A 24,577-nucleotide genomic window follows, 5' to 3' on the forward strand; every position below is an offset into this window, starting at 1 on the left:
TCTGAATGGCTGATGAATATTTAATCAGTCAACTTTTAAATCATATCATCTGAGTTAATTTATGTCAAGCAATATATTTAAATTGTTTAGCTCTAAATTATGTTTTCAAATGGTTTGATATCAGCTTCCGTAAACATTCGCGGAAACAACAGAACTTAATTAGTATAACAAGTGTTGTCATGTAAGTCAATCATTATTTTGAATAAATATTGATCGACTTGATAAAACATACGGCTTCGATAAATCGCAACTCTTATACGTTCATCTTCTCACTGAGAACAACTGTATAATTATTCGACTTACCAATGCATCTGCTTTTTAACAACGAATATAATATTACCAAGATATGTAATCTTGGTCAAGAAGTATTTTACTTTTTTTGAAATAAAAAAGAATGATGCGCTAAACATCACTCTTTTGAAAGATCATTATTTAAGTTCCGGTGCATCCGTCTTGTAATCGGCGGTTACCTTCCCATGATTTTTAGCCATTAAACTTGTGGGTTCCGACTTTTGAGCATTCTTCAATTGTTGCATCCCATTAGTATATTTGTAATTAAACTTAGTCTTATCAACAGACTTAAAATCCTTTAATTGATAGAATCTCAGCAAATCACCTTGAATCACACGGTCTGACAGTGATAATTCAGACGTCACATGGTTTTGTTCCCGTGCCAACGTCTTCTTTTGAGCCGCATTAGGCTTGATGACTGCCCCCGTCTTCGTATCATAAACAGTACTACCCTGTTTAACAAACTGCGGCGTCACAAAATCACCATTTCTAAACGCAACAGTTTGACTGCGATTCTTCGCCAACAAATCATTGCCAAATTGGATCGTATTATTGTCCTTCACACCCAGTAAGTCCATAAGCGTTGGCAAAACATCAATTTCACCGCCGTACGTATGCTGGATGCCCCCCTTCAGCCCATTTGCATGGATCATGAACGGAACCTTCTGGAATTGTGCCAAGTCATAACTGGTAACTTTCTTCTTACCAATCAACTGTGCAATGGCAGCCCTGTGATTATTTGAAATACCATAATGATCCCCATACAAAACAATCATACTATTCTTGTACAAGCCTGATTGCTTCATATAAGTTAAAAACTCACCGAAAGCTTCATCCAAATAATGAGCAGTCTGAACGTATGGATCCACTGTCTTATCACCAGTTTTGGTTGCAGGAAAATCGGTGTTTTGTTTATCGATCTCATACGGGTAATGGTTAGTTAGCGTAATGAGTTTAGCATAAAATGGCTGCGGTAATTGCTGCAGGTACTTCGCAGAGTCACGGAAGAAAATCTTATCTTTCAATCCGTAACCGACCGTATAGTCAGCCTTTTCCTTATAGTACTGTGAGCTAAAGAAGTAATCATAGCCCCATGACTTATAAGTGTTATCCCGGTTCCAGAAACTAGGCACATCACCATGAAACGCTGCGGAAGTATACCCCTGTTGATCTAGCATCGCAGGTGCAGCCTGAAACGTGTTTTGAGTCCCGTATTCAGTCATAGCTGACCCCTGTGGTAAACCAAACAATGAGTTTTCGAGCATCATCTCTGCATCAGAAGTTTTCCCCTGTGCCACTTGATTATAAAAATTGTCGTAACTCAATGTATTCTGGTCCTTATAAAACTTGTTCAGATTAGGAGTAACTTCCTTGCCATCAACCTTGTAATTAATCAGGAATTGCTGAAAACTTTCCAAATGGATAATAATGACGTTCTTACCCTTTTGCGTTCCAAAATAAGTCGGATTATCCCCAACACGATTGTGCTTCAAATAGTTCTTCACACTTTGTAGATCGCCAGCATTCGCATGAGCCCGCGTTGAGCTCTGCTTTTGAGTTTGATACACACTAAACGCTGCATACTCATTTAAGCCAAGATACTTCACCAAATAATTATTATCAAAAGTTCTCGTAAGTAAGCCAGAACGATCAGCGTTGGCCATACCATATTCGGCACCCATCAATGAAAAAGCTAAAACTGACATCGTTAGCGCATAACGCCGTTTAAAGGGCCGACTATCAACACGGATAACGTGCGTGAGCAATAAAATGATCAGTAAAACAACGTCCAAATAAACAAAGAAATCTGTCGGATGAATAATCTGTCCAACACTCTTGCCCAAGTTGTTTTGAACATTCCCAGATCCCTTAATAACGCTAAAAGTCATAAAATCTGAAAATTCACGATAGTAAAGGATGTTAGCAAAGATCCAGGAAGTCTGAATCAGATCAATTAAAATCATTAGCCAGTAGACTAAACGTCCACGAAAGTATAATGCAATACCAAACAGTAACAGTGCGGCTGGAATTGGGTTCACAGCAAGTAAAAACTGCTGCACACCACCCTTAACGCCTAAACTAAACTCCGTCTGATACGCGATATACGTCTTGATACAAAATAAAACAACTACTAGGATAAAGAACCCAAAAACGGTATTAAGCTTAGCAGTTGTCCGTTTCACAAAATCCGACATAACATCGTGCCTCCAGGTTAAACTTAACAAATGCCATTATATCGAATCTCCGTAAAATAGCAATCTTATCCAAATTACTTTGAAAAAACTTCAAACTTGAATTGATATAACTAGCTCAGTCACAAGTACATTTGTCGCCTAACAAAAACAAAAACTATGGTTCCCCATAGTTTTTGTTTTAATTATCAGTAAGTAATTCAAATAATTCAATCGCAATCAAATCAATGTTATCAAACTCAAAATGTTCCTTCGCTTGATATTCATCCAAACTATATGTTTGTGTCTCCGGGTGATAGATAACTTGTGCCATCTCAACGCCCTCTTTTTCAAAACGACGAGGTTGCGGTTCATCGCCGGCATCTTCCTGCATTGCTTTAAGTCGGTTGATAATGCCGATTAACTGTGATTCTTCCATGAGAATCCCCTTTCCGAATTCATTTTAACAGTCTAATTCTACCAAATCCTGTAGCAGTAAGCACGAGTTTTTGAAAATAACCTGATAAATTTTAAGCGTTATGGTTCAGACAACAAAAAAGAGGCTGCTACCAACGTGGTATTAGCCTCCCATTTTAATTGCTTCCTATGCTTCTGACCTCAATGAATGATGCGATTCTTGGATTCGCTTAAACATCTTTTCCATATCGGTGTCCGTAAAGTGAATCAGAACTGGACGGCCATGAGGACAATTAAACGGATTCTCCGCCGTCTTCAAATGTTCAATCAACGCCTTAGCTTGTTGGTCGTCCAAATGGTGATTAGCCTTGATAGCCCGCTTACAGCTCATCATAATGGCCGTCTTCTCTCGGAATTGGGCTACGGTTAAGTGTCCATCCCGTAAAACCCAGTCAACCATTTCTTTAACCGTGTCGGCTTCCTGACCGGCTTTAAACCAGGTTGGATGCTGACGCAGTATGAAACTATTGGGTCCAAATTGCTCTAGATGCAATCCAACTGTTGCTAAAGTGTCCAGTTTGTCGGTAATTTTCAACATATCGCTAGTGCTGTAATCAAGCACAATAGGAACCAACAGTCGCTGTTGATCATCGCTGACCTCACCTATAGCTTGTCGGTAGTACTCATAATTGACCCGTTCCTGGGCAGCGTGCTGATCAAGAATATAAAGTCCCTCATCCGACTGAGCCAGTAAATAAGTCCCGTGAAATTGACCAATGTAAATCAAGTTGGGAAACCGGTCCTGTTGGCCCAATAGCTCGGTTTCCTGAGACTCCTGCTTGGTTTTGGGACTGCTACTTACTACTGGTTCATTAAACGGCGTCTGTGGTTGCTGATACTTCTGCTCAAATGCAGATACTTCAGGGGAATTCAGTTCAGTAGTCGAATGAATCACAATTGGATTCGAAGTCCCGTCAGAAGGCTTCTGGTCAAACAACGCGTCATCGTCAGTTTCATTATCTTCACTTAGACTTAACTGAGGGGTGCGAGGCTCAGTCGGCTGCATGGTCGCCGGACCAATCCTCTGTGGCTGATGAGCAACAGAAACTGCTGTTAAGTCTTGCGCCACTTGATTAGGGTCGACATCCCCACGCCGCAAATTAGTGAGACCGTCTGGTATCAAATTTTGCTCACTGAGTTTTGCACGAATAGCAGCAGTGATCATTTCCGCCAACTGAGGCTCCTTACTGATTCGAACCTCCTGCTTAGTCGGGTGAACATTGACATCCACTAGCAACGGGTCCATTTCAAGATTCAAAACGGCCACTGGATAACGGCCAACCATTAATTTGGAACCATAACCTTCAACAATTGCTTTAGTGAGCTGATAATTTTTAATGTATCGGCCATTTAACAAGATCGTCATATAATTACGGCTGGCACGGGTCAATTCAGGTAACGAAACGTATCCGCTAACGTTGAAATCAGCATCCGCGTTTTCAATCGACAGCATCTTCCCTGCTTTGTTCATCCCGTAAATACTGCCAATAACTTGCCGTAGATCTCCCCGACCAGCTGTTCTCAGCAACTCACGATTATTGTGAGTCAACGAAATTTGAATCTGTGGATGGCCTAAAGCCAGTCGATTAACGATATCAACAATTTTAGAAAGTTCTGTGTTGAGCGACTTCATGTATTTCAAACGAGCTGGCACATTATAAAACAAATCTTTCACGGTAATATCCGTACCACGGCGAGCTTCTGCTGGCTTCTGAGAAATTACCTTACCACCCGAAATATGAATGGCTTGGCCTTCTCCACCAGTGGATGTCACCATTTCCACATCCGCGATAGAAGAAATACTAGGCAGCGCCTCACCACGGAAACCTAAAGAACGCACTTTAAATAGGTCTTTGCGGTCAATAATTTTACTGGTGGCGTGACGATGAAAGGCCAGTTCCAGCTGATCTGCTTCGATACCGCTACCATCATCGATCACTTCAATCGATTTCAGCCCAGCCTCGTCAACGATAATGTCGATTTCATGACTGCCGGCATCAATCGCATTTTCTACCAGCTCCTTCACAACTGAAGCAGGCCGTTCTATCACTTCACCCGCTGATATTTGATTAGATAACACTGCTGAAAGTTCATGGATTGCTGCCATCTTCTCACCCCATTACCGTTTTTTCTTAGATTGTTCCAACTGCTGCTGCCACTTATAAACTTGGTTCATGACATCCATTGGTGTCATGCCCATTAGATTCAGTGATTTAACCTGCGAGGCCACTTTATCAGCCTTCGTTAGCTTCTTCTCCGGTTCACCGAACAAGGATAATTGCGTATCCGCTTCTTCATCACTGACTTCGGGTTCAGATACCACTGGCTGCGGTTCAGGTTCAACCGTTCGATCTTCAGTAGCAACTTGAACCGTACTATGTTGATCCTGGGTCTTTTCTAAGTGCGTCAGAATCGTGTCTGCGCGTTTCAGCAATGTCTCCGGCAAACCGGCTAATTTCGCAACGTGAATCCCATAAGATTTGTCAGCGGGACCATCCTGCATTTGGTGTAAGAAAACCAGCTCACCATTCTTCTCCACGGCGCCAACATGAACGTTTTTCAAGTGCGTCAGGCTCTTATCTAACACCGTTAGTTCATGATAATGCGTTGAGAACAAAGTTTTAGCATGAACCCGATCATGAACAAACTCAATGATTGCCTGAGCTAACGCCATCCCGTCATAAGTGGCAGTTCCCCGGCCAATTTCATCAAATAAAATCAGAGAATTGGCAGTGGCGTGAGCAAGTGCCTCGTTGGCTTCTTTCATTTCCACCATAAAAGTACTTTCACCTGAGATCAAATCATCCGCAGCACCAATTCGCGTAAAAATTTGGTCAAAAATGGGCATTTTAGCCGACTTAGCCGGAACAAAACAGCCCATTTGTGCCAGGATAACCGTTAATGCCAGTTGTCGCATATAAGTACTCTTACCAGACATATTAGGTCCGGTAATGAGCAAAATAGACGTTTCTTCGGGCATTTTAACATCATTAGGGACATAAGTTTGACGACCCAGCACTTTTTCAACTACTGGGTGCCGTCCTTCAACGATTTCCAAATCATGATCTGACTGAGTGAATGTGGGTGCCACAAACCGGTATTTTTCACTGACATCGGCAAAACTTTGCAGCACGTCCAGCTCTGAAACCGCATGAGCCAAGTTTTGAATGCGTTGAATATTTGCTTTAACTAGTTCGCGAACCTTAACAAACAGCTTGTACTCTAAATCAGTGGACTTTTCTTCAGCTTCAAGGATCAACCGCTCTTTTTCTTTCAACTCAGGCGTGGTAAACCGCTCTGAATTGGTTAAGGTCTGTTTACGCTCATAACGACCTTCTGGCAATTTACTTAAGTTAGCCTTCGTTACATCAATGTAGTAACCGAAAACCCGGTTATAGCCAATTTTCAAGTTATTGATCCCGGTAATTTGACGCTCTGAGGCTTCAAGCTCAGCCATCCACTGCTTGCCGTTGTGCATAGCTTCACGGTAGGCATCTAACGTTTTGTCATAGCCGTCTTTGATGACCCCGCCATCCGTCACAGACAGCGGTGGCTCATTGATAATAGCAGAGTCGATAGCTTCAGTGACATTATCGATTGGATCCAACCGCTTATAGATATCACTGAACACTGATTCTGGTAATTCATTTAAAATATGCTGCAGTTTGGGGATCTGCTGCAAGGACGATTTCAATTGAATTAAATCACGACCGTTTACACTACCAAAAGCAACCCGGCCAGCCAACCGTTCCAAATCATAAACTTGTGTCAGTTCTTCTTGCAAACTATTCCGCTCAAAGTACTGATCAACTAATACGCTCACCTTTTTTTGACGCGCTAAAATATCGTTTCGCTTCACTAAGGGCCGATCCAACCACTGTTTTAACAGACGACCGCCCATGGCCGTTTTAGTCTCATCCAGCAACCACAACAGCGTCCCGCTCTTTTTACCGGTACGCATATTCTGGATCAATTCCAGGTTCCGCTGAGAATAGTGGTCCATTTTCAAAAAGAACGTGGGTTCATAAATCACTGCCCGTTGTAAATGTGCTAAACTCCGTTTTTGAGTGGTCACAATATAAGTTAGAAGATGTTGTAAGACGGTTAGTTGCGCCGTTGCTTTAACACCTTGTGTCAAATAACTGAGTTCAGATTTCACCTCAGCGTCGTCTTGGTGAGAAATCAAGATGCCAACCGTCGTCAGTTTCTCTAAGACATCCTCAGAAACTGATTTATCTACAACGGTTTCTTTGGTCTGTAAACTCATCACTTCGTTTAACACCGAATCAAAACTGTCCAGTGAAGTCACCTTTAACTCACCAGTGGATAAATCGGCATAGGCAAACCCGAATTTATGATCGCGTTGAGTGAGCGCCGTTAAATAATTGTTTTCCTTAGCATTACCGGCACCCGTATCGGTCTGGGTCCCTGGGGTGACCAGCTGAATTACCTCTCGCTTAACCATCCCTTTTGCTAGCTTAGGATCTTCCATTTGTTCGCAAATCGCTACTTTATAGCCTTTATCCACTAAAATATCAATGTAGTTTTGGACCGCATGATGCGGCACACCACACATTGGTATTGGGTTTTTAGAGCTGTGATTGCGAGTAGTCAGCGTTAATTCTAATAGTTGAGCGCCTTTGATGGCGTCATCGTTAAACATTTCATAAAAGTCACCCAAACGGTAAAACAAAAAAGCGTCTGGATACTGATCTTTAATTTTTTGATACTGAACCATCATCGGCGTTTGATTCGCTTTCGCCAATTTTTCCACCTCTACTTCATTTCCTACAAATTAACGATCATATGGATGATCATCATCAATTAATACTGATTTAATCTTGGTTGCGTGACCAGTTTCGTCATTAATGTCGATCACACAGCCAGACATGATTCCGGGTTCACTAGTCTCCACTTCATAACGGGCTGGCCGCTGGTTAAGGAACCGTGAAATCACACTAGCAGGCTGCATGCCCAGAATTCCAGCAGCTGGACCTGTCATACCGGCGTCACTCATGAACGCGGTTTGATGATCGATCACTTGGGCATCATTAGTTTGTACGTGGGTATGGGTGCCAACAACGGCTGAAACCCGCCCCTTTAAATACAGCGCAATTGCCCGCTTCTCGCTGGTAACTTCACCGTGAAAGTCCACGAAGATCACCGGTGTTTCTTTCCGAATTTCAGTCACTAATTCATCTGCTACAGCAAATGGATCATCCAGTGGTGGTAAAAATACGCGACCTTGCAAATTGATGACTGCAAGTGTGGCCTGATTAACCTTTAATTTTGTCCAACCACGCCCCGGCACATCTTCACCTGGAAAGTTAGCCGGCCGGACCAGCTTAGTTGTTTCATCGATAAAATCGTAAATCTCTTTATTGTCCCACGTATGATTTCCCATGGTGACAACATCAGCCCCACTTGCTAACAACTGTTTATAAATCTTTTGACTGATTCCACGACCGACAGGAGTTGAATTTTCACCGTTCACAATCGTCGCCTGAGGTTTTAAATCACGTTTTAACTGTGGTAAATAAGTTTGAATCATTTGGACGCCACGATCACCGACAACGTCTCCGATAAATAATATCCGCATGCTGATCCTCTAATCTAATTTAGTCTGTTGCAACACGTTTTAGTTTAACACATAAGCGGTATAAAAAAGTACCTTCAAGTACTGTTGCCAGTTCTTGAGGGTACCTTTAGTTTTGTGCTAAAAATTACTTAGCATACGCTACTGAACGAACTTCACGAATTACGGAAACTTTCACGTGACCTGGATAATCCATATCACTTTCGATTTTTTCCTTAACATCGTGAGCCAAGGTCACAGCGTCTAAATCTGAAATTTTATCTGGTTTAACGATTACGCGAACTTCGCGCCCTGCTTGAATGGCAAATGACTTCTTAACGCCGTCAAATTCATCAGCAATCGTTTCTAGCTTTTCCAACCGGTGAATATAGCTTTCAAGTGAATCGCTTCGTGCACCTGGTCTAGAAGCCGAGATCGTATTAGCAGCTGACACTATTTCAGAAATCACATAGTGCGGCGCTGCTGTTGACTCGTGAGCCGCGATTGAGTCAATGACAACCGGACTTTCTTTGTACTTCTTAGCTAAATCGATACCGATCTGAACGTGAGACTCTTCAACATCATTTTCAACCGCTTTACCAATGTCGTGTAATAATCCTGCGCGTTTTGCTAGCGTGACATCCTCACCTAACTCAGCGGCAAAAATTCCTGATAATTTAGCAACTTCAATTGCATGCGTTAAAACATTTTGACCATACGAGATCCGGTAATTCATCTGACCAACCAGCTTGATGAGTGCTGGGTGCATCGAATGAATGCCGAGATCAAAAACGGTCTGTTCTCCAAGATCCTGAATCTTTTCATCCAATTCTTTACGGGCTTTTTCAACCATCTCTTCGATCCGAGCTGGGTGAATCCGACCATCTTGAATGAGTTTCTCTAACGCGATCTTAGCAACTTCTCGACGAATTGGGTCAAAACCACTTAAAACAACGGCTTCCGGAGTATCATCAATAATGAGATCGATACCCGTAAGCGTTTCTAGAGTCCTGATGTTTCGGCCTTCGCGACCGATGATACGACCCTTCATGTCATCATTAGGGAGTGTGACAACCGACACTGTAGTATCAGATACCATGTCAGCCCCACTTCGTTGAATCGCCTGAACGATTAATTCCTTTGCTTTCGAGTCCGCTTCTTTAGCGGCCTTTTCATTGGATTCCTTAATCATCTTAGCGCGTTCGGAACTTAACGCTTGCTTTGCTTCATTAATAATCAGGGACTGTGCTTCCTCTTTGGAAAGCGCGGCTGCTTCTTCAACAGCTGCTTGCCGTTTCTCAACAAGTGAGTCCGCCTGCTGTTGTAATTTAGCTAGTTTTTGCTGTTCAGAACTCAACTTGTTTTCTTTGCGTTCTAAAACATCTTCCCGCTTTTGAAAAGCGTTATCTTTACGATCAAGCGCTTCTTCTCGCTGTAAAACTCGATCCTCTTGTTTTTGGACTTCTCCACGTTGCCGCTTCAAATCCTTTTCAACATCGGCCCGATAGCGATGACCTTCCTCTTTGGCTTCAAGCAAAGCCTCTTTGGTATCAGTCTCAGCCTGCTTTTTCGCATCAGCTAAAATGCCTTGTGCTGTTTCGTGTGCTGCGTCCAAATTGCGTTCAACAATTGACTTATGGACAAAGTATCCGATGACAGCACCTACAACGATAGCGATGATTGCGAGGATTATTTCAGGAATACCCATGATTCCACCTCCGCATCATCAAAATTTTTGATTGCTAAATCAGTAAATTTTTAGATGTAATTTGATTATTGACACAACTAATATTCTAATGTTAAGTCGCAACGCTGTCAATAAAAGAGTGGCTAACGGTGGTCAAGAAGCACATTTATTAAAATATAATGGCAAAATTAACCATTTAAATTCAAAGCTATATTATTTGCACTTTAGAAACAAAAAAATCTGAGAGTAATTCTCCCAGATTTTTTTGTTGCTCATTATGCTTTTGTTGGTTTGTTTTTCGTTACTTTTGAATCCTTACTATCTTTAGCATCAAGGTCTAAAGTTTCAACACTTTTTTCATCTACCGGCTTTTCTTGATCATCTTCGGTAGCGCCGTCCATGTTATACGCTTTACGTACCTTAGCTTTGATTTCTGCCATGGTGTCAGGGTGTTCAGCAAGATAAGCCTTTGCATTCTCACGTCCTTGACCGATGCGATCGTCACCGTATGAATACCATGAGCCAGATTTATTGACAATGTCTTTATCAACAGCCATGTCAACTAACTCACCAGTCTGTGAAATACCAGTCCCGTACATGATATCAACTTCGGCACGCTTGAATGGCGGTGCGACCTTGTTCTTAACCACTTTAATCCGAACTCGGTTACCGATAATGTCGGTTCCCTCTTTGATTTGTTCTGCACGACGAACTTCCAAACGAATCGTTGCGTAGAATTTAAGGGCCCGGCCACCAGGAGTGGTTTCGGGGTTACCGAACATCACACCAACTTTTTCACGAATTTGGTTGATAAAAATCGCAATTGTTTTGGTTTTATTAATCGATCCCGATAATTTACGAAGCGCCTGTGACATTAACCGCGCTTGTAAACCAACGTGGGCGTCCCCCATTTCACCATCAATTTCGGCACGAGGAACTAGGGCAGCAACGGAATCGACAACGATCATGTCAACTGCACCACTTGCCACCAGTGCATCCGCAATTTCAAGCCCTTGTTCACCAGTATCAGGTTGTGAAAGCAGCAAATCGTCGATGTTAACACCTAAATGAGTCGCATAGGCTGGATCCAATGCGTTTTCAGCATCAATATACGCTGCAGTTCCACCGTTCTTTTGAACTTCAGCTACCGCGTGCAATGCCACGGTAGTCTTACCAGAACTTTCTGGACCATAAACTTCCACGATTCTACCACGCGGGTAACCACCAACACCCAATGCATTATCAAGCGCTAGTGAACCACTGGAAATCGTCGATATTTGAGTATCAGCTTTATCACCCATTCGCATGATAGAACCTTTACCAAAGTTTTTTTCAATTTTCTTTAATGCAGCATCTAACGCTGCTTGCCGTTCGTCAGCCATGTAGTTCCTCCTTAGTAGCCATTTGCAAATTAAACTATACCTTTCTTAACACTAAATTGCAAGCAAAAATAGAACAAAGGTTCGTATTTTTAGTTGACCGTTAATCTTTGCCGAATGAGATCTAATCCAGCCATTACAGACCGGGTCCGAATCTGCTGACGACCATTAGTAAACTGGTACAAATAAGCTTTGGGCGCCTCATCCCGATACGCAATACCGATCCAAACAGTCCCCGCTGGTTGCCCTTCCAGTTCATCCGGACCCGCTACACCAGTGAAGGAAACCGCGATATCAGTCTGCATTTTTGCCCGTGCTTGTTTGGCCATCCAAATAGCCGTTGCTTCACTAACGACACCCCGTGAATCAATCACTTCGGATGGAATTGAGAGCAACTGATGTTTGGCTTCGTTTGCATACGTCACAAAACCGCCTGGAAAAACAGCTGAAACACCCGGAATACTGCCAATCGTGCTCTGAAACTCACCCGCGGTCAAGCTCTCGGCTGCCGTTATGGAAAGGTGGCGATCAATCAGTTGATTAACAACCACGTTTGCAAGTGAATTATCATCCCCATAGCCGTAAAAGTACTGTCCGTCACGAGCGAGTATCTTATCGACTGTGTCTTGTATCAAAGTCTCAGCCTGATCTTCGTTCGCTGCTGACGCGGTCACACGAAGCGTCACCTCTGCCATTTTTGCGTAAGGTGCAATTGTTGGGTTCGTCTGGTGATCAATCAAATCGGCCAGATCATCCACCAACTTGGATTCTCCGATTCCGATAAAACGCATCACTCTAGAAGTAAATACGTGGCTTTGCTGCCCACGTTTTTTTAATTGGGGAATTAATTCTCGGTCGATCATCATTAGACACTCAGCTGGGGGACCCGGTAATAAAACATAGCTTGTTCCATGATGACTTAAATAAAGATCGCCCACAGCAAAACCGTTGTGATTAGTCAGACTGATTGCATTTTGAATCTTCAATGCCTGTTTTGCGTTATTAGGTGTTAAGTTTTTGCCGGTTTTTGCCGCGTATTCATCGATTTTCTTCTTTGCGTCCTTATCTGTCACTAAAGGCTCTTCCAAATGTCGTGCGACGATTTGTTTTGTCAAATCATCTTCAGTAGGACCTAATCCCCCGATGGTCAGTACTAAATCACTACGGTTCTCAGCCAATTTTAGGATACTCTCAAGCCGTTTAGGATTGTCCCCCACAACCGTTTGATAATAAACATTAACCCCAATCTCGGCCAATTTTTGAGCGAGATAAGCCCCGTTAGTATTGGCAATCTGGCCAAGCAATAACTCCGTACCTACAGCAATAATTTCGGCATTCATCATGCATTCCTGCTACTGATAACTTATAAAAAGTTATAGATCATTCTTGCTTCTTCCTATCCTGCCTCGCATGAAACTCACTAATACAGTTGATATGATAGTCCACAAGCGTTAATTCCCGGCTAGCCACCGGTACATCCTTTGAAACCTGTTTTAGTAGGCTAATTCAAAGTTTTCAGTATCCCTGATATTCAGGGCCGCATTGATATCACGATCTTCAGTATAGTTACAGTTTCGACATTCATACACCCGATCTTTGAGTTGCAAATCAACTTTTTTATGACCACATTGGTGACACAATTTGGAAGTTGGTTCAAAACGGTTAGTTAAGTGTACTGGAATGCCTAATTGCTGACATTTAGAAATTAGTTTGATTCTAAAGTTATAAAATCCTTGGTAACTAACTGCTTTAGCTAAATGCCGGTTTTTCATCATACCTTTAACATTCAAGTCTTCTAAGGCCACCCACTGTGGTTTGGTTCTCACTACAGCAGCGATAATCTTATTTTGATAATCAGCTTGAATGTGAGTTAATCGTTGATATAAGCGTTGCACTTTCAGCTGAGTTTTGGCTAGATTCAAATCAGTAGCAGATTTCCCTTCTTTCTGTCTTCTAGCTTTCAGTGCTTGATACTGACGGGACATTTTTCTTTGCAGGCGTCTAAGGCGTTTTCTGATGCGTCTTACCCGACTACTTTTATTCTGATTGTGATACAAAGTGCCATCGCCTAGAATGGCAAATCCTTTTAGGCCAAGGTCAATGCCAATGGGCTCACCGGTCAGTTCTAACTTTGGCAGTTCGGCCTGTTCCACCAAACAAGTCAGGTAATACCGACCAGCCTTGAATTTAATCCGACCTTGTTTAATCACAAAATGCTCGGCATCAGTAGGCATATAACCGAATTCTTTGAAGCGCACCCAACCAAGCTTCGGTAGCTTGATCCGGTGACGCTGACAGGCAATGATTTGCGTTTTACCGTTCTTAACAAAGTAGTAACTGCCTTGACCCCGTTTAAATGAGCGCCAATGTGGGAAACCACTTTGTTTTTTGAAAAATCGCTTCATAGCTGTATCGGCATCGATAAAGGCCTGTTTAACCGATTTGGCATATAAATCCTTGATCCATAGATCATCAGGATTAGCGTCCAGGTACTCATGGTTAAACCACTTACTGAACTCATAAGCGCCCATATAGTGATATCCGCATTCATAACGCTGCCGGTTGATATCCAAAAACAGGTTATAGGCCCAACGACTGCCACCAATATGACAATCAATCTGCCAGGCTTGTTTTTCAGTCGGTTTAATTTCGACTTTATAGGTGAGTAACATCAGTTATTCCGCCTTATTGAATTTAATCACCAAGGTGAGGTGTCCCTCATATTATACGGGATGGATTTATCCCAAAAGCCCTTTTAATGAAATTCATATAAATCACTACATACAAGCTATCAAAGCTATCAGCTAATACGGATAACGCCTCAACCTAGTGATATCTTCTACCAGACTTATCAGAATACGCAATAGTATAGAAGCACCATTTTACAAAGATTGATTACAGCAAAACAGTTACTGTTCATTCCTCCTATCATCTCTAGAAAAAAAGGGCCACCCTCGTTTAAAGAGTACACCCTTTTCTTTTTAATCGTTAAATGAATCTGCAAAAACGCTTCGGTTCTTAACGAAGTAATCAATTCCTGAGTAAATTGTAAAGAATAAGCAAACATAGAGCAAAATGGTTCCCAATGGAAAATGCCAGTTAGCAAACAGCACATTGTTAAGCAATAACAAAATAATACTGAACATCTGAGAGGTGGTTTTGATTTTGCCAGGCCAGGCCGCAGCCATAACTCGACCATTGTTTTCAACAATGATCAGGCGTAACCCAGTCACTGCTAGTTCCCGACAAACGATAATCGCGACGACCCAAGCTGGCGCCATCCCCATTTGAACAAGCAAAACAAAAGCCGTCATCACAAGCATTTTATCCGCTAGTGGATCGGCAAATTTACCGAAGTTAGTCACCAAATGCCCGCGACGAGCAATTTGACCATCCAAAAAATCAGTAATTGAAGCAACTGCAAAAATAATTGCTGCTACAATTTGAGTTACCGGAATACTCGTAGATAACCACACAACTGATCCCCAGTTCATCGGTACCGCCAGAATAATCAGAAAGATTGGAATCAGAATAATCCGACCAATTGTTAATTTATTAGGTAAGTTCACGGTGTTCCCTCCAAATACGTCTTTCTCAAGAAAAGGCAAGCCAGTCAGCTTACCTTTTTTTGATTACTTAAATTGTACGGTAATGTTTTGAACCTGAGATGTAGTCGTCGTGGTCGACGATGCGGAACTAGCAGTACCAGCAGTCGAACCCGTCGTCGAAGAAGCATTGGTCGACGAAGTAGTCGCTGCGGAACTAGTAGCTGTTGCAATTGGTAGTGTTTTACCGCCAATCGTGATCTTGGTCTCTGGCGCATTGCCCAGATTCAACGTAACAGAAGTTGCGCTAGCATTCACCTTAACGGTTTGCGTCTTGGCAGCGGTGACCGTTCCCTGAAAGACAGAAGTGCCTGCAGAAGTAACCGATACCCAGGCGTTATTGGACGTCTTAATCTTGATTGTTTTATCCTTTGGCGCATTCTTCATCGTATAGGTCGTTGCGCTTCCCGAAGTTGAAACCTTGCTGAAGCTGGCCTTTGAGACCTTTTTAGAAGATGAGTTGGCCTTCTTACTTGAAGCCTTAGCTGATGAGCTGGACTTGGCAGCACTGCCAGAAACTGAAACGGAACTGCTATCCACGTTTTGAGCTTTATTGCTCGACTGTGAACTTCTAGTTGTTGCCAACCAAATCCCAATCAGCACCGCGACAACCACGATTACTGCAGCAACGATTGGTATCTGTCGCTTGATCTTAGCTGCCCGATCATCTACTTTGCGTTGTGCAGAACGGGTAGAAGGATTATCTTCGTTGACCCGATCCACATATTCCTGCGTTTTTGTGCTTGGCAACTGATCACTATATTCATCAAGCAGCTCGTTGCCGTCTAAACCAACGGTCTGTGCGTACTGCTTAATAAAAGCGCGAACGTAGAAATCGCCTGGTAAATCTGAGAAATTACCATCTTCAATTGCGATCAAATACCGCTTTTGAATTTTTGTCGTCTGCTGAAGGTCGTCTAGGGTAAACCCCTTAGCGATTCGGGCGTCACGTAATGTTTCGCCAATTGACTTAGTATTTTCACTCATAAATTTTTCTCCACCTATAACCTATAAAGTCTTATTATTTCAGTCTTAGTATAGCATACGTCAGACCATGATTTAACGTTGAATTCATGTCTGACAACTTTTTAAGCCTTTCTTAATGACCCGCAACAATTTCTTGAACACTGATGCTGGCTGTCCGAATAAATTGCCTCATGGTCGAAATAACATCGGTCATGGTCAACGCTTTAACCACACCCACTTCATCAAATAGGCTTGCTTCGCCGTACAGTCGATCATCAAATTGGTTGGCAATTGCCTCAAGTGAATTAAATGATGATAGCGTGCTGCCGATAGCTTCACGCTGAACGGCTTCAAACCGGTCACCAGCAGCTGCTAATTTGTCATCAGCATGCTGCAAAATATCACTCATCGCGTTTTCAAAGGCCTCAGGATCATCCGCCTCACCCGCCATAATCACGTGGTGGGCCCCCCGCTGCAGCTCAATATTATAACCAAAACTGTCGTCGATGATTCCCTGATCATATAATGACAAGAAATCTGGCGCGGTTTCCCCTAATAGGAGCGTAAAGCCTAATGATAAGGCATCCTCATACTTGAGTCGCTCGATACCTACCGGCAACTCGTCCATACCACGGATACCAATGGTAACTTTAGGCCGTTCAACTGGCATCACTAATTGTTTACGTTCAACAATTTCATCCGAAAACGGTGGCAAGATTCGTTTAATAGGCGCCGGTTCAGCGAATTGTTTAGCGGTCTGATTACGCTTGATCCATTCTAACGTTTCTGACGGCTCTAATCGGCCAACTACAAACAAACTCATGTTGCTGGGGTGATAGAAAGTTTGATGTGCTAAATAAAGATCTTCGGGTGTGATTTTATCAATGGATTCAATGGTCCCGGCAATATCATCGGCTAATGGCTGATTGGGATAAAGGTTAGCAATCGTTCCAAAATAAGCTCGAGAATTAGGATCATCCTCGTACATTTGGATTTCTTGACCAATGATGCCCTTTTCTTTATTAACTGTTTGATCCGTAAAATAAGGATCCTGAACAAAATCAAGCAGTGTTTCCAAATTTTCTTTTAAATGATGCGTTGCTGAAAACAAATAACTTGTATGGGTGAAACTGGTAAACGCATTAGAACTGCCACCAAAGTGCGCAAACGTATCAAAAGCATCGTGATCGGCTTTTTCAAACATTTTATGTTCAAGAAAATGTGCGATTCCTGCCGGTTGCGTCACTGGCGTTGTCCCGTTCAGTGGCACAAAAGATTGATCAATTGACCCATAATCCGTGGTCATGACAGCATAAGTTTTATGGAAACCTGCTTTCGGCAATAGGTAAACCCGTAAGCCATTGGCCAACGTTTCTGAATAGAGCGTTTCGCCTAAATCTGAATAATGTCGCTGTTTCACTTGGCGTCCTCTCCCTTCAAAAAATAAGTTGCTTGAAGATGAACTCGTTTCGCAATCATAGCCACATCTTCTCTGGTTACCAGCTTGATTTGCTTGACCCATTCAGTCGCACTAACACTGCTGTGAAGCAGTTGATCGAGCATCACCTGATTGACTAATGCACGCTGAGAATCCAAACGTGATTCCCTGCCGTTGATTAAGCTGGCAACCACTTGATTAAAGACTTCATCACTAAACTGTCCGTTAGCAATTGCGTCAAGCTGCTGCGCAATAATCGTCTTCACTGCGGCCTCGTTGGACTGGTCGATTCCCGTTTGCACAAGTAGCGTACCTGTAAAACCATCAAACCTGCTAGAAGCATAGTAAGCTAGACTATTCTTTTCCCGAACATTCTTAAATAGCATTGAAATCGGTGTCCCACCAAACAAACCATTAAACACTAGAGCTTTATAAAAATCAGCATCCCGGTAGTAGACCGGCAATTTGTATGCCATGTTCAACTTTGACTGCTGCAAAGGCTGCCCCTCAGTCTTGGATACCATCTCAGTTTCAGGACGCCGATAAATCAATTCAGACGCCTGAATTTGCCGATCTTCAAGCTGCCATTTTGCTAGGGCAGCAACCAAATCCGGCTCCGAAACATCACCCGCCACCGTAATCTGAATCTGGTTAGTGGCTAACAATTGCTGATATCTTGTATAAAGTTCGTGCGCACTAATGCCATTAATCGTTTCTGCATCACCGTAAAGACTGGTGGCAAAAAACGGCTCGTTTTTAAAATAAAGTTGACTAAGCTGCTGTTCAGCATAATACTGTTTGTCATCATTCAACGACTTTAAATAAGCCATCAAGTTTTGCTTCTGACGGGCAAACGTGACTTTTTCAAATGCATCATCGTCGATCAGTGGTCGATAGATAACACTGTGTAAAAAGTTTACCATTTCACCAAGCAACGATTCACCGCCAATAAAATGGTCATTGATAATGGTACTTGAAAAACGCAATCCTTCCTGCAGCCCATAACGAAAAACGTTCACACCGTAACTTGCACCATACATCATGGAGAGTTTCTGTGCTAATGAAGTTTGGGTTGGGTAGTCAGCACTGCTAGTTTCCAGTAACTGAGCTAATAAAATTCGGTTGGATAGCTCCTGTACGTTGCCAGGCGCAATAAAATCAACCGTCATGCTAATTGTTTTAAATTGGGTCGTTGGAATGACGTTTAACCAAACACCCTTTGCTAATTGCTTTGGCAAATTGAGCCCTCCTTTGGACATTACCAAACCATATTAGATGATTTACAGCTAAAACACCACCCTTTTGAATTGAAAAATGAAAAATAATTAGCAAAAGATTCAGCAACGTTAACAGCGGTTTACTTTGACAACACAACTTGCCTTTTAACCAACTTCTTTGCTATTCTTAATGTTAAATTAAGCTTATAGGAGGAATTATAATGAAAGTCGTGAAGTTCGGAGGAAGTTCCTTAGCTAACTCCACTCAAGTTAGCAAAGTTGTTAACATTATTAAAGCCGATGATCAGCGGCGTTTCGTGGTCGTTTCTGCACCCGGTAAACGTTTTGCTGGTGATATCAAAGTGACTGATCTTCTGATTCAGTACGCTAACGCTACCTTGAATGGTGAGTCTACCGAAACTATTACCGGACAAATAATCGCGCGCTACGAAGAAATTGCCACTGCTTTCAGTATTCCCCAAGCAGCGTTTGAGCAGATCAAGACAACTATTTTGGGTTTGCCTCACCAGGAGTATCAAGATGATGGTTACCTGATGGCTGCCTTTAAAGCTCACGGTGAAAAAATGAATGCCATGCTAATTGCTCAAGTGTTGAAGGCTTCTGGCGTCAACGCCAAGTTTTTGGACCCCAAAGATGCTGGCTTAGTGGTTACCGATTCACCGGATGACGCTGAAATTATTCCTAGTAGCTACGAACGTATCAACGAATGGGCAGACAGTAAGCTAGTTCGCGTGATTCCCGGCTTTTTTGGGTACAATGATCAAGGTCAGATTTGCACTTTTTCCCGTGGTGGCTCTGATATTACGGGTGCCATCATTGCTCGGGGGGTTCACGCAAAACGCTATGAAAATTTCACTGATGTCGATGCCATTTACGCTGCTAATCCACAGATTGTCCACCACCCGATTGCCATTCATAATATGACCTTCCGAGAAATGCGGGAACTTTCCTACGCTGGCTTTTCGGTTTTTCACGACGAAGCATTAATTCCAGCCATCCAAGGAGACATTCAAGTGGTTGTGAAAAACACCAACCATCCTAGCGAACGCGGCACTTCGATTACCTCTCATAAACGAGTTAATCCAGCCTATCCCGTATCGGGAATTGCCAGCTCACCAAATTTTTGCGGGATTTACATCCGAAAATACATGCTAGATAAAAAACGTTTTTCGCAAAAAATACTTAATTTGCTGGCAGAATACGATCTTTCTTATGAACACATGCCCTCTGGAATTGACGATTTAACGGTCATTATGCGCCAGGATCAATTGACACCTGAACTGGAAGATACTCTGATTCGCGAGCTAGTCATTGCGTTACGACCAGACGAAATTCACATTTCACACAACTATGCCTTGTTGATGGCTGTTGGTGAAGGAATGGCAAACCGCACTGGCATCATGTCCAAGGCCACCGATGCCTTGGCACGCCAAAATGTGAAGCTCATCATGGTGAACCAGGGTGCTTCTGAAATCTCAATGATGTTCGGCATTAAACAAGATGAAGCTAAAGTTGCCATTAGAGCTTTGTATGATACTTTTTTCCCGGATTTATAAGCGAAACTAAAAAAACGCCCAGCGCTTGAATGAAGTGCCGGACGTTTTTTAATTTCAGACCTATTTGTTATTCAGCAATGGCGAATCAGCACTATTACCGAACCACTTGTGGTTAATTTTAGCTAAGGTCCCGTTTTTAGCTAAAATTTTCAATCCACGATTGATCTTATTACGCATAGTGGTGTCTGTTTTACGCATCCCGACACCGAACTGCTCTTTTGGAAATGAACCATTGGTGATTTTGTAGTCTTTCGGATTACTTTCGTGATTAATGTAATAACCCGCGTAAGTGGAATCAATGACCATTCCCTGGATTCGATTAGCATTCAGATCAATAAACGCATTTGTAAACGAATCATACAGTACGGGGGAGTTACCCTTGATTCGGTTCTTCAGCAGCTTTGGAAATTGACTAATATCCTGCGCACCTGAGGAACCAGCTTGGGCACCTAATGTCTTACCCTGCATATCCGCATAGGAATTGATGTGATTCTTTCTCAAGGAAACTAGGGTTTGATCATTTTGCAGATACGTATCACTGAAGGCGACCTTCTTTTCACGTTGAGGCGTCTTAGAATAGCCGTTCCAAATGAGGTCGATGGTCCCGTTATTTAATTCAGTGGCATTCATCGACCAGTCAATTGACTGAAAACTAACCTTAATCCCGTAAAGTTTAAACACTGCCCGAGCTAAATCAACATCATAACCAACCAGTTTACCGCTCTTTTGCCGGAAGCCCATGGGCACAAAAGTGTCGTCCAAACCAACGGTCACGAAACCACGTTTTTGTATCCGGTCCCAGTTGTCCACGTGGTTAGCTCGCTTACCAACACTGACCCCGCTGCAACCAGACAGTAGTGAGACGGTGCAGACCAGCATGATCAGACAAAGCCAAATTTTCTTCACGCTTTTTTTCATGCTTTATTCCTCCCCACTAAGCTTTAATTGGTTCAACACGAACAATTTGATCAGCAATATTTTCAGCAAATTGCATATCATGAGTAACGACGATTTGCGTCATGTTATCCTTCTTCAAACCGAGGATAATGTCTTCAACCGTTTGCCGTAAATCTGGATCCAACGCACTGGTAGGTTCATCGTAGCATAGGATCTTAGGATTCATTGCTAAAGCCCGCACAATGGCAACCCGTTGTTTCTGACCACCTGATAACTGATAAGGATATAAACTTTCCTTACCCGTTAAATTAAGCTGGTCGATCAATTCTTGGGCACGCTTTTCAGCTTCAGTCTTTGATTGCTTTAACACCAGCTGCGGTGCCAAAGTAATGTTGTCTAGCACCGTTAAATTAGGAAAGAGTTGAAAATCTTGGAAAACAACACCGATAACGTTGTCGTTGTCACGGTTATTGGCAGGGTCAAATGTCTTGCCATCCAAGACGAATGATCCTGAATTGGTCTTTTCCAGCCCACTAATACAACGTAACAAAGTTGTTTTACCAGCCCCGGAAGGACCTACGATAGCGGTAATCTGATCGTCTGGCACCTGCATGTTGAAATTATCCAAAATTGTGCGGCCGCCAAACTGTTTTTTAATATTTTTAAGTTCTAGCATATCCTTTTCCCCTCTCTATCTTATCGCCATGCCCGGTAGTGTTGCTCAACTTTACGAAGAACAAAGGTGGCAACCGCAGTCATTAGTAGATAAATCACACCGACTAAGACCAGTGGCAATAACGTAACGTCTCTTGCAGTGGCAACGTTGCCGGCACGGAGCAAATCCCCTAAACCAATAACGTAGACTAACGATGAATCCTTGATGAGGTTGATTGTTTCATTCCCAATCGATGGCACAACAATCTTGATCACTTGCGGAATCACAATTTTCCGAAGTGTCTGACCACGGGTTAAACGAAGCACCCGTGCACTTTCATATTGTCCTTGATCAATAGCTTGAAAACCACCACGGAAGATTTCAGCGAAGTAGGCGGTGTAATTCAAAATGAAAGCGAACAACGCAGCGTCATAACGTTGGAAGATGACCCCAATGATCGGCAGCCCATAAAAAACGAAAATTAATTGCAGTAACAGTGGCGTGCCTCGCATGAGCCAAACATAGAATTTCAAGATCCAACGAAGTGGTGCAATTCTTGACGTTAACCCTAAACTAGCTAGAATCCCTAATGGAATTGAAGCAATCAATGTCCAGAAGAAAATTTTGATGGTCATCCAGGCACCACTCAGTAATGACGGTAATATTTCAGATACATAATGCATAATGACTCCCCCTTCTTAATAAAAAAGCCCCCTTGAACTAATTAATAGTCCAAGAGGGCGACAATATCGCGGTTCCACCTCTAATTTGATTACCGCTTACACAGCAATCCTCACGAAGTTTATTAATGAAATTAAAAAATCCCCTTAGCAATTAAGCTAAGAGGACGATAATTTCGCGGTTCCACCTCTGATTCGCTGACTGCTCACACAGCCAACCTCAGTAAGTTTATATAATAAACTTCAGCGATAACGAGCTTACCGGAGCTCCCCTACTTCGTTCAGAGAGTCAACTCCCAGATGTGATTCATCAAGCTTAGTTACCCGGTTCTCACCTGCGCGGGTTCTCTGATTAACTAAACTTAACTACTAGTCTGATCAACGTTTATTTATTAGATTAACTCTCATTATATCTTAAATATATACCTTGTCAACTCTCGTTCAACTAAATCAAACCGCGAAATTAACTTCGAACCTTTAGCCACGGGAAAACCAGTGACTAATTTTTGACCAAAAACTGGTTTTTGGCTGTTGAATTTTCATCAATGGTACCGTCTCGCCTTCCAAACGACGAGCAATATCACGGTAACCGCGACCAGCTGGATTCTCAGATTCAAGCACAATTGGTTCCCCCCGGTTAGAGGTCGCAATCACTTCATCATCATCCAGCACGATTCCCAGTAGAGGAACTCCAAGATGATGTGTAATTTCATCAACATCCATGGCTTCACCTTCAGCCATCATATGCCCGCGAATTCGGTTAATGACTAAGTGTGACTCTTCCTTCAGCGGATTCTTCTCCAGCAAGCCAACCACTCGGTCTGCGTCACGCACGGCCGAAATTTCTGGCGTTGTGACAATAATTGCAGCGTCAGCGCCAGCAATTGCGTTCAGAAAACCCTGTTCAATCCCAGCAGGACAATCAATCAGGACGTAATCAAATTCTTTCTTCAATTCATCCACAATTGCCTTGGCCTGGTCTTCTGTAAGCGCGGTTTTGTCCGTATTCTGTGCAGCTGGCAGTAGATATAATAAATCATCAAAACGCTTATCTTTAATTAAGGCTTGTGCTAACTTTGCACGGCCTTCCACAACGTCGACAATATCAAAAATAATGCGATTATCCAGACCAAGCACAACGTCCAAGTTTCTAAGTCCAATATCTAAATCCACTAAACAAACTCGCTTGCCCATTAACGCAAGCGCCGTGCCGATATTGGCACTGGAAGTCGTCTTGCCGACACCCCCTTTACCAGAGGTGATTACAATTGATTTTCCCATCTTCGTTAGCCTCCCATTCGGTGATAAATCTTTGGATTAATCGTTTTTAGATCACTTAACTGGCCATATTCTAATACGTGTAAGTCGTTGACGTATGCCACCGTCTGACTGCCCTTTAAAGGCTGATCAGTCTCCACAATGCTGATTTGTTCACCAATGCGAATCTGCTGCGCGTGTTGTAAATCACCAATCACCACTTTATCTTCCCCACTGGGATAGCCGGCTTGTAAAATGCCTAAAACCGTCCCCATGACGTAAATATTACCCGTGGTCAGCAATCGGCCGCCTTCATTAATTAGCCCCAGATACAAAACATCGCCCTTTAACTCAAGTGTCTGACCATTGCGAATGGTTTGAGTCGCTAGATGCACGTTGTCTTGTTCCTTTAAATGAATGGCATCTTCAATAGTGATGACATCAGGAATCACCTTATGAATCTGAAAATGGTCAAAATCACTAAAAATTTGTTCTAACTGTTGGTTCTGCTCAGCAGTCAATAACCTTTGATTACTAAGCACGTCAAAACTGATTTGATTGGTGGCATTGGAATCAGCCGCTAAGTTATCAAGAAGCTCCCTAAGTGTCTCCTTGATTTCTTTAAAACTGGCAGCTTGATCCAACACAAGTTGATAACCGTCCTGGTTACCACGTAACACTACAGCTTGCATACTCCCGACCCCT

The 24,577-nt window shown here is 42.7% G+C and carries 19 protein-coding genes and 1 other annotated feature; of the genes, 1 reads left to right on the forward strand and 18 read right to left on the reverse strand.

All coding sequences use genetic code 11. From position 1 onward, the window contains the following. Positions 1-428: 428 nt before the first annotated feature. The 13 genes from AC6H04_RS09935 to yfmF all read right to left on the reverse strand — a co-directional run bounded on the left by AC6H04_RS09935 (position 429) and on the right by yfmF (position 18,827). Positions 429-2,486, reverse strand: a complete 2,058-nt coding sequence (locus AC6H04_RS09935; protein WP_497571518.1) for an LTA synthase family protein — start codon at positions 2,484-2,486, stop codon at positions 429-431. Between the two features lie 178 nt (positions 2,487-2,664). After that, positions 2,665-2,901 (reverse strand): YkuJ family protein, encoded by a 237-nt coding sequence (locus AC6H04_RS09940; protein ID WP_098826407.1) that lies wholly within the window; start codon positions 2,899-2,901, stop codon positions 2,665-2,667. Positions 2,902-3,066: 165 nt separating this feature from the next. After that, positions 3,067-5,046, reverse strand: a complete 1,980-nt coding sequence (gene mutL / locus AC6H04_RS09945) for a DNA mismatch repair endonuclease MutL (RefSeq protein ID WP_497571519.1) — start codon at positions 5,044-5,046, stop codon at positions 3,067-3,069. A gap of 12 nt (positions 5,047-5,058) precedes the next feature. Then, positions 5,059-7,680, reverse strand: a complete 2,622-nt coding sequence (gene mutS, locus AC6H04_RS09950) for a DNA mismatch repair protein MutS (protein WP_497571538.1) — start codon at positions 7,678-7,680, stop codon at positions 5,059-5,061. 54 nt (positions 7,681-7,734) lie between these two features. Then, entirely contained in the window at positions 7,735-8,538 is an 804-nt protein-coding gene (locus AC6H04_RS09955) for a TIGR00282 family metallophosphoesterase (RefSeq protein ID WP_497571520.1), read from the reverse strand. Between the two features lie 124 nt (positions 8,539-8,662). After that, positions 8,663-10,222, reverse strand: a complete 1,560-nt coding sequence (rny, locus tag AC6H04_RS09960; RefSeq protein WP_497571521.1) for a ribonuclease Y — start codon at positions 10,220-10,222, stop codon at positions 8,663-8,665. Positions 10,223-10,476: 254 nt separating this feature from the next. After that, positions 10,477-11,583 (reverse strand): recombinase RecA, encoded by a 1,107-nt coding sequence (gene recA, locus AC6H04_RS09965; RefSeq protein WP_497571522.1) that lies wholly within the window; start codon positions 11,581-11,583, stop codon positions 10,477-10,479. A gap of 89 nt (positions 11,584-11,672) precedes the next feature. Beyond that, positions 11,673-12,920: a competence/damage-inducible protein A gene (locus AC6H04_RS09970; protein ID WP_497571539.1), complete on the reverse strand. Its 1,248-nt coding sequence runs from the start codon at positions 12,918-12,920 to the stop codon at positions 11,673-11,675. A gap of 153 nt (positions 12,921-13,073) precedes the next feature. After that, entirely contained in the window at positions 13,074-14,252 is a 1,179-nt protein-coding gene (locus tag AC6H04_RS09975; RefSeq protein WP_497571523.1) for an RNA-guided endonuclease InsQ/TnpB family protein, read from the reverse strand. Between the two features lie 309 nt (positions 14,253-14,561). After that, entirely contained in the window at positions 14,562-15,149 is a 588-nt protein-coding gene (gene pgsA, locus AC6H04_RS09980; protein WP_497571524.1) for a CDP-diacylglycerol--glycerol-3-phosphate 3-phosphatidyltransferase, read from the reverse strand. 63 nt (positions 15,150-15,212) lie between these two features. After that, positions 15,213-16,172: a helix-turn-helix domain-containing protein gene (locus AC6H04_RS09985; RefSeq protein ID WP_497571525.1), complete on the reverse strand. Its 960-nt coding sequence runs from the start codon at positions 16,170-16,172 to the stop codon at positions 15,213-15,215. Between the two features lie 112 nt (positions 16,173-16,284). Next, on the reverse strand, positions 16,285-17,571 hold the full coding sequence (gene yfmH, locus AC6H04_RS09990) for an EF-P 5-aminopentanol modification-associated protein YfmH (protein ID WP_497571526.1): 1,287 nt from the start codon (positions 17,569-17,571) through the stop codon (positions 16,285-16,287). Further along, positions 17,568-18,827: an EF-P 5-aminopentanol modification-associated protein YfmF gene (yfmF, locus tag AC6H04_RS09995; protein WP_497571527.1), complete on the reverse strand. Its 1,260-nt coding sequence runs from the start codon at positions 18,825-18,827 to the stop codon at positions 17,568-17,570. Before yfmF ends, yfmH begins: the two co-directional genes overlap by 4 nt. A 200-nt stretch (positions 18,828-19,027) precedes the next feature. Here yfmF and AC6H04_RS10000 point away from each other — a divergent pair, with 200 nt between their 5' ends. Continuing rightward, positions 19,028-20,383 (forward strand): aspartate kinase, encoded by a 1,356-nt coding sequence (locus tag AC6H04_RS10000; protein WP_497571528.1) that lies wholly within the window; start codon positions 19,028-19,030, stop codon positions 20,381-20,383. 60 nt (positions 20,384-20,443) lie between these two features. Here the strand turns inward: AC6H04_RS10000 and AC6H04_RS10005 are convergent, their stop codons facing one another. The 5 genes from AC6H04_RS10005 to AC6H04_RS10025 all read right to left on the reverse strand — a co-directional run bounded on the left by AC6H04_RS10005 (position 20,444) and on the right by AC6H04_RS10025 (position 24,564). Then, positions 20,444-21,301 (reverse strand): amino acid ABC transporter substrate-binding protein, encoded by an 858-nt coding sequence (locus AC6H04_RS10005; RefSeq protein ID WP_497571529.1) that lies wholly within the window; start codon positions 21,299-21,301, stop codon positions 20,444-20,446. A 16-nt stretch (positions 21,302-21,317) separates the two neighbouring features. Then, a complete protein-coding gene (locus AC6H04_RS10010; RefSeq protein WP_497571530.1) occupies positions 21,318-21,956 on the reverse strand; it encodes an amino acid ABC transporter ATP-binding protein in 639 nt (212 codons plus the stop codon). A gap of 20 nt (positions 21,957-21,976) precedes the next feature. Then, positions 21,977-22,618: an amino acid ABC transporter permease gene (locus AC6H04_RS10015; protein WP_098826383.1), complete on the reverse strand. Its 642-nt coding sequence runs from the start codon at positions 22,616-22,618 to the stop codon at positions 21,977-21,979. A gap of 157 nt (positions 22,619-22,775) precedes the next feature. After that, positions 22,776-23,006, reverse strand: a binding site (T-box leader). Positions 23,007-23,092: 86 nt separating this feature from the next. After that, positions 23,093-23,896, reverse strand: a complete 804-nt coding sequence (minD, locus tag AC6H04_RS10020) for a septum site-determining protein MinD (protein WP_497571531.1) — start codon at positions 23,894-23,896, stop codon at positions 23,093-23,095. A 5-nt stretch (positions 23,897-23,901) separates the two neighbouring features. Then, on the reverse strand, positions 23,902-24,564 hold the full coding sequence (locus tag AC6H04_RS10025) for a septum site-determining protein MinC (protein WP_497571532.1): 663 nt from the start codon (positions 24,562-24,564) through the stop codon (positions 23,902-23,904). Between the last annotated feature and the right edge of the window lie 13 nt (positions 24,565-24,577).

This window comes from Secundilactobacillus sp. MJ173, from assembly GCF_059704265.1.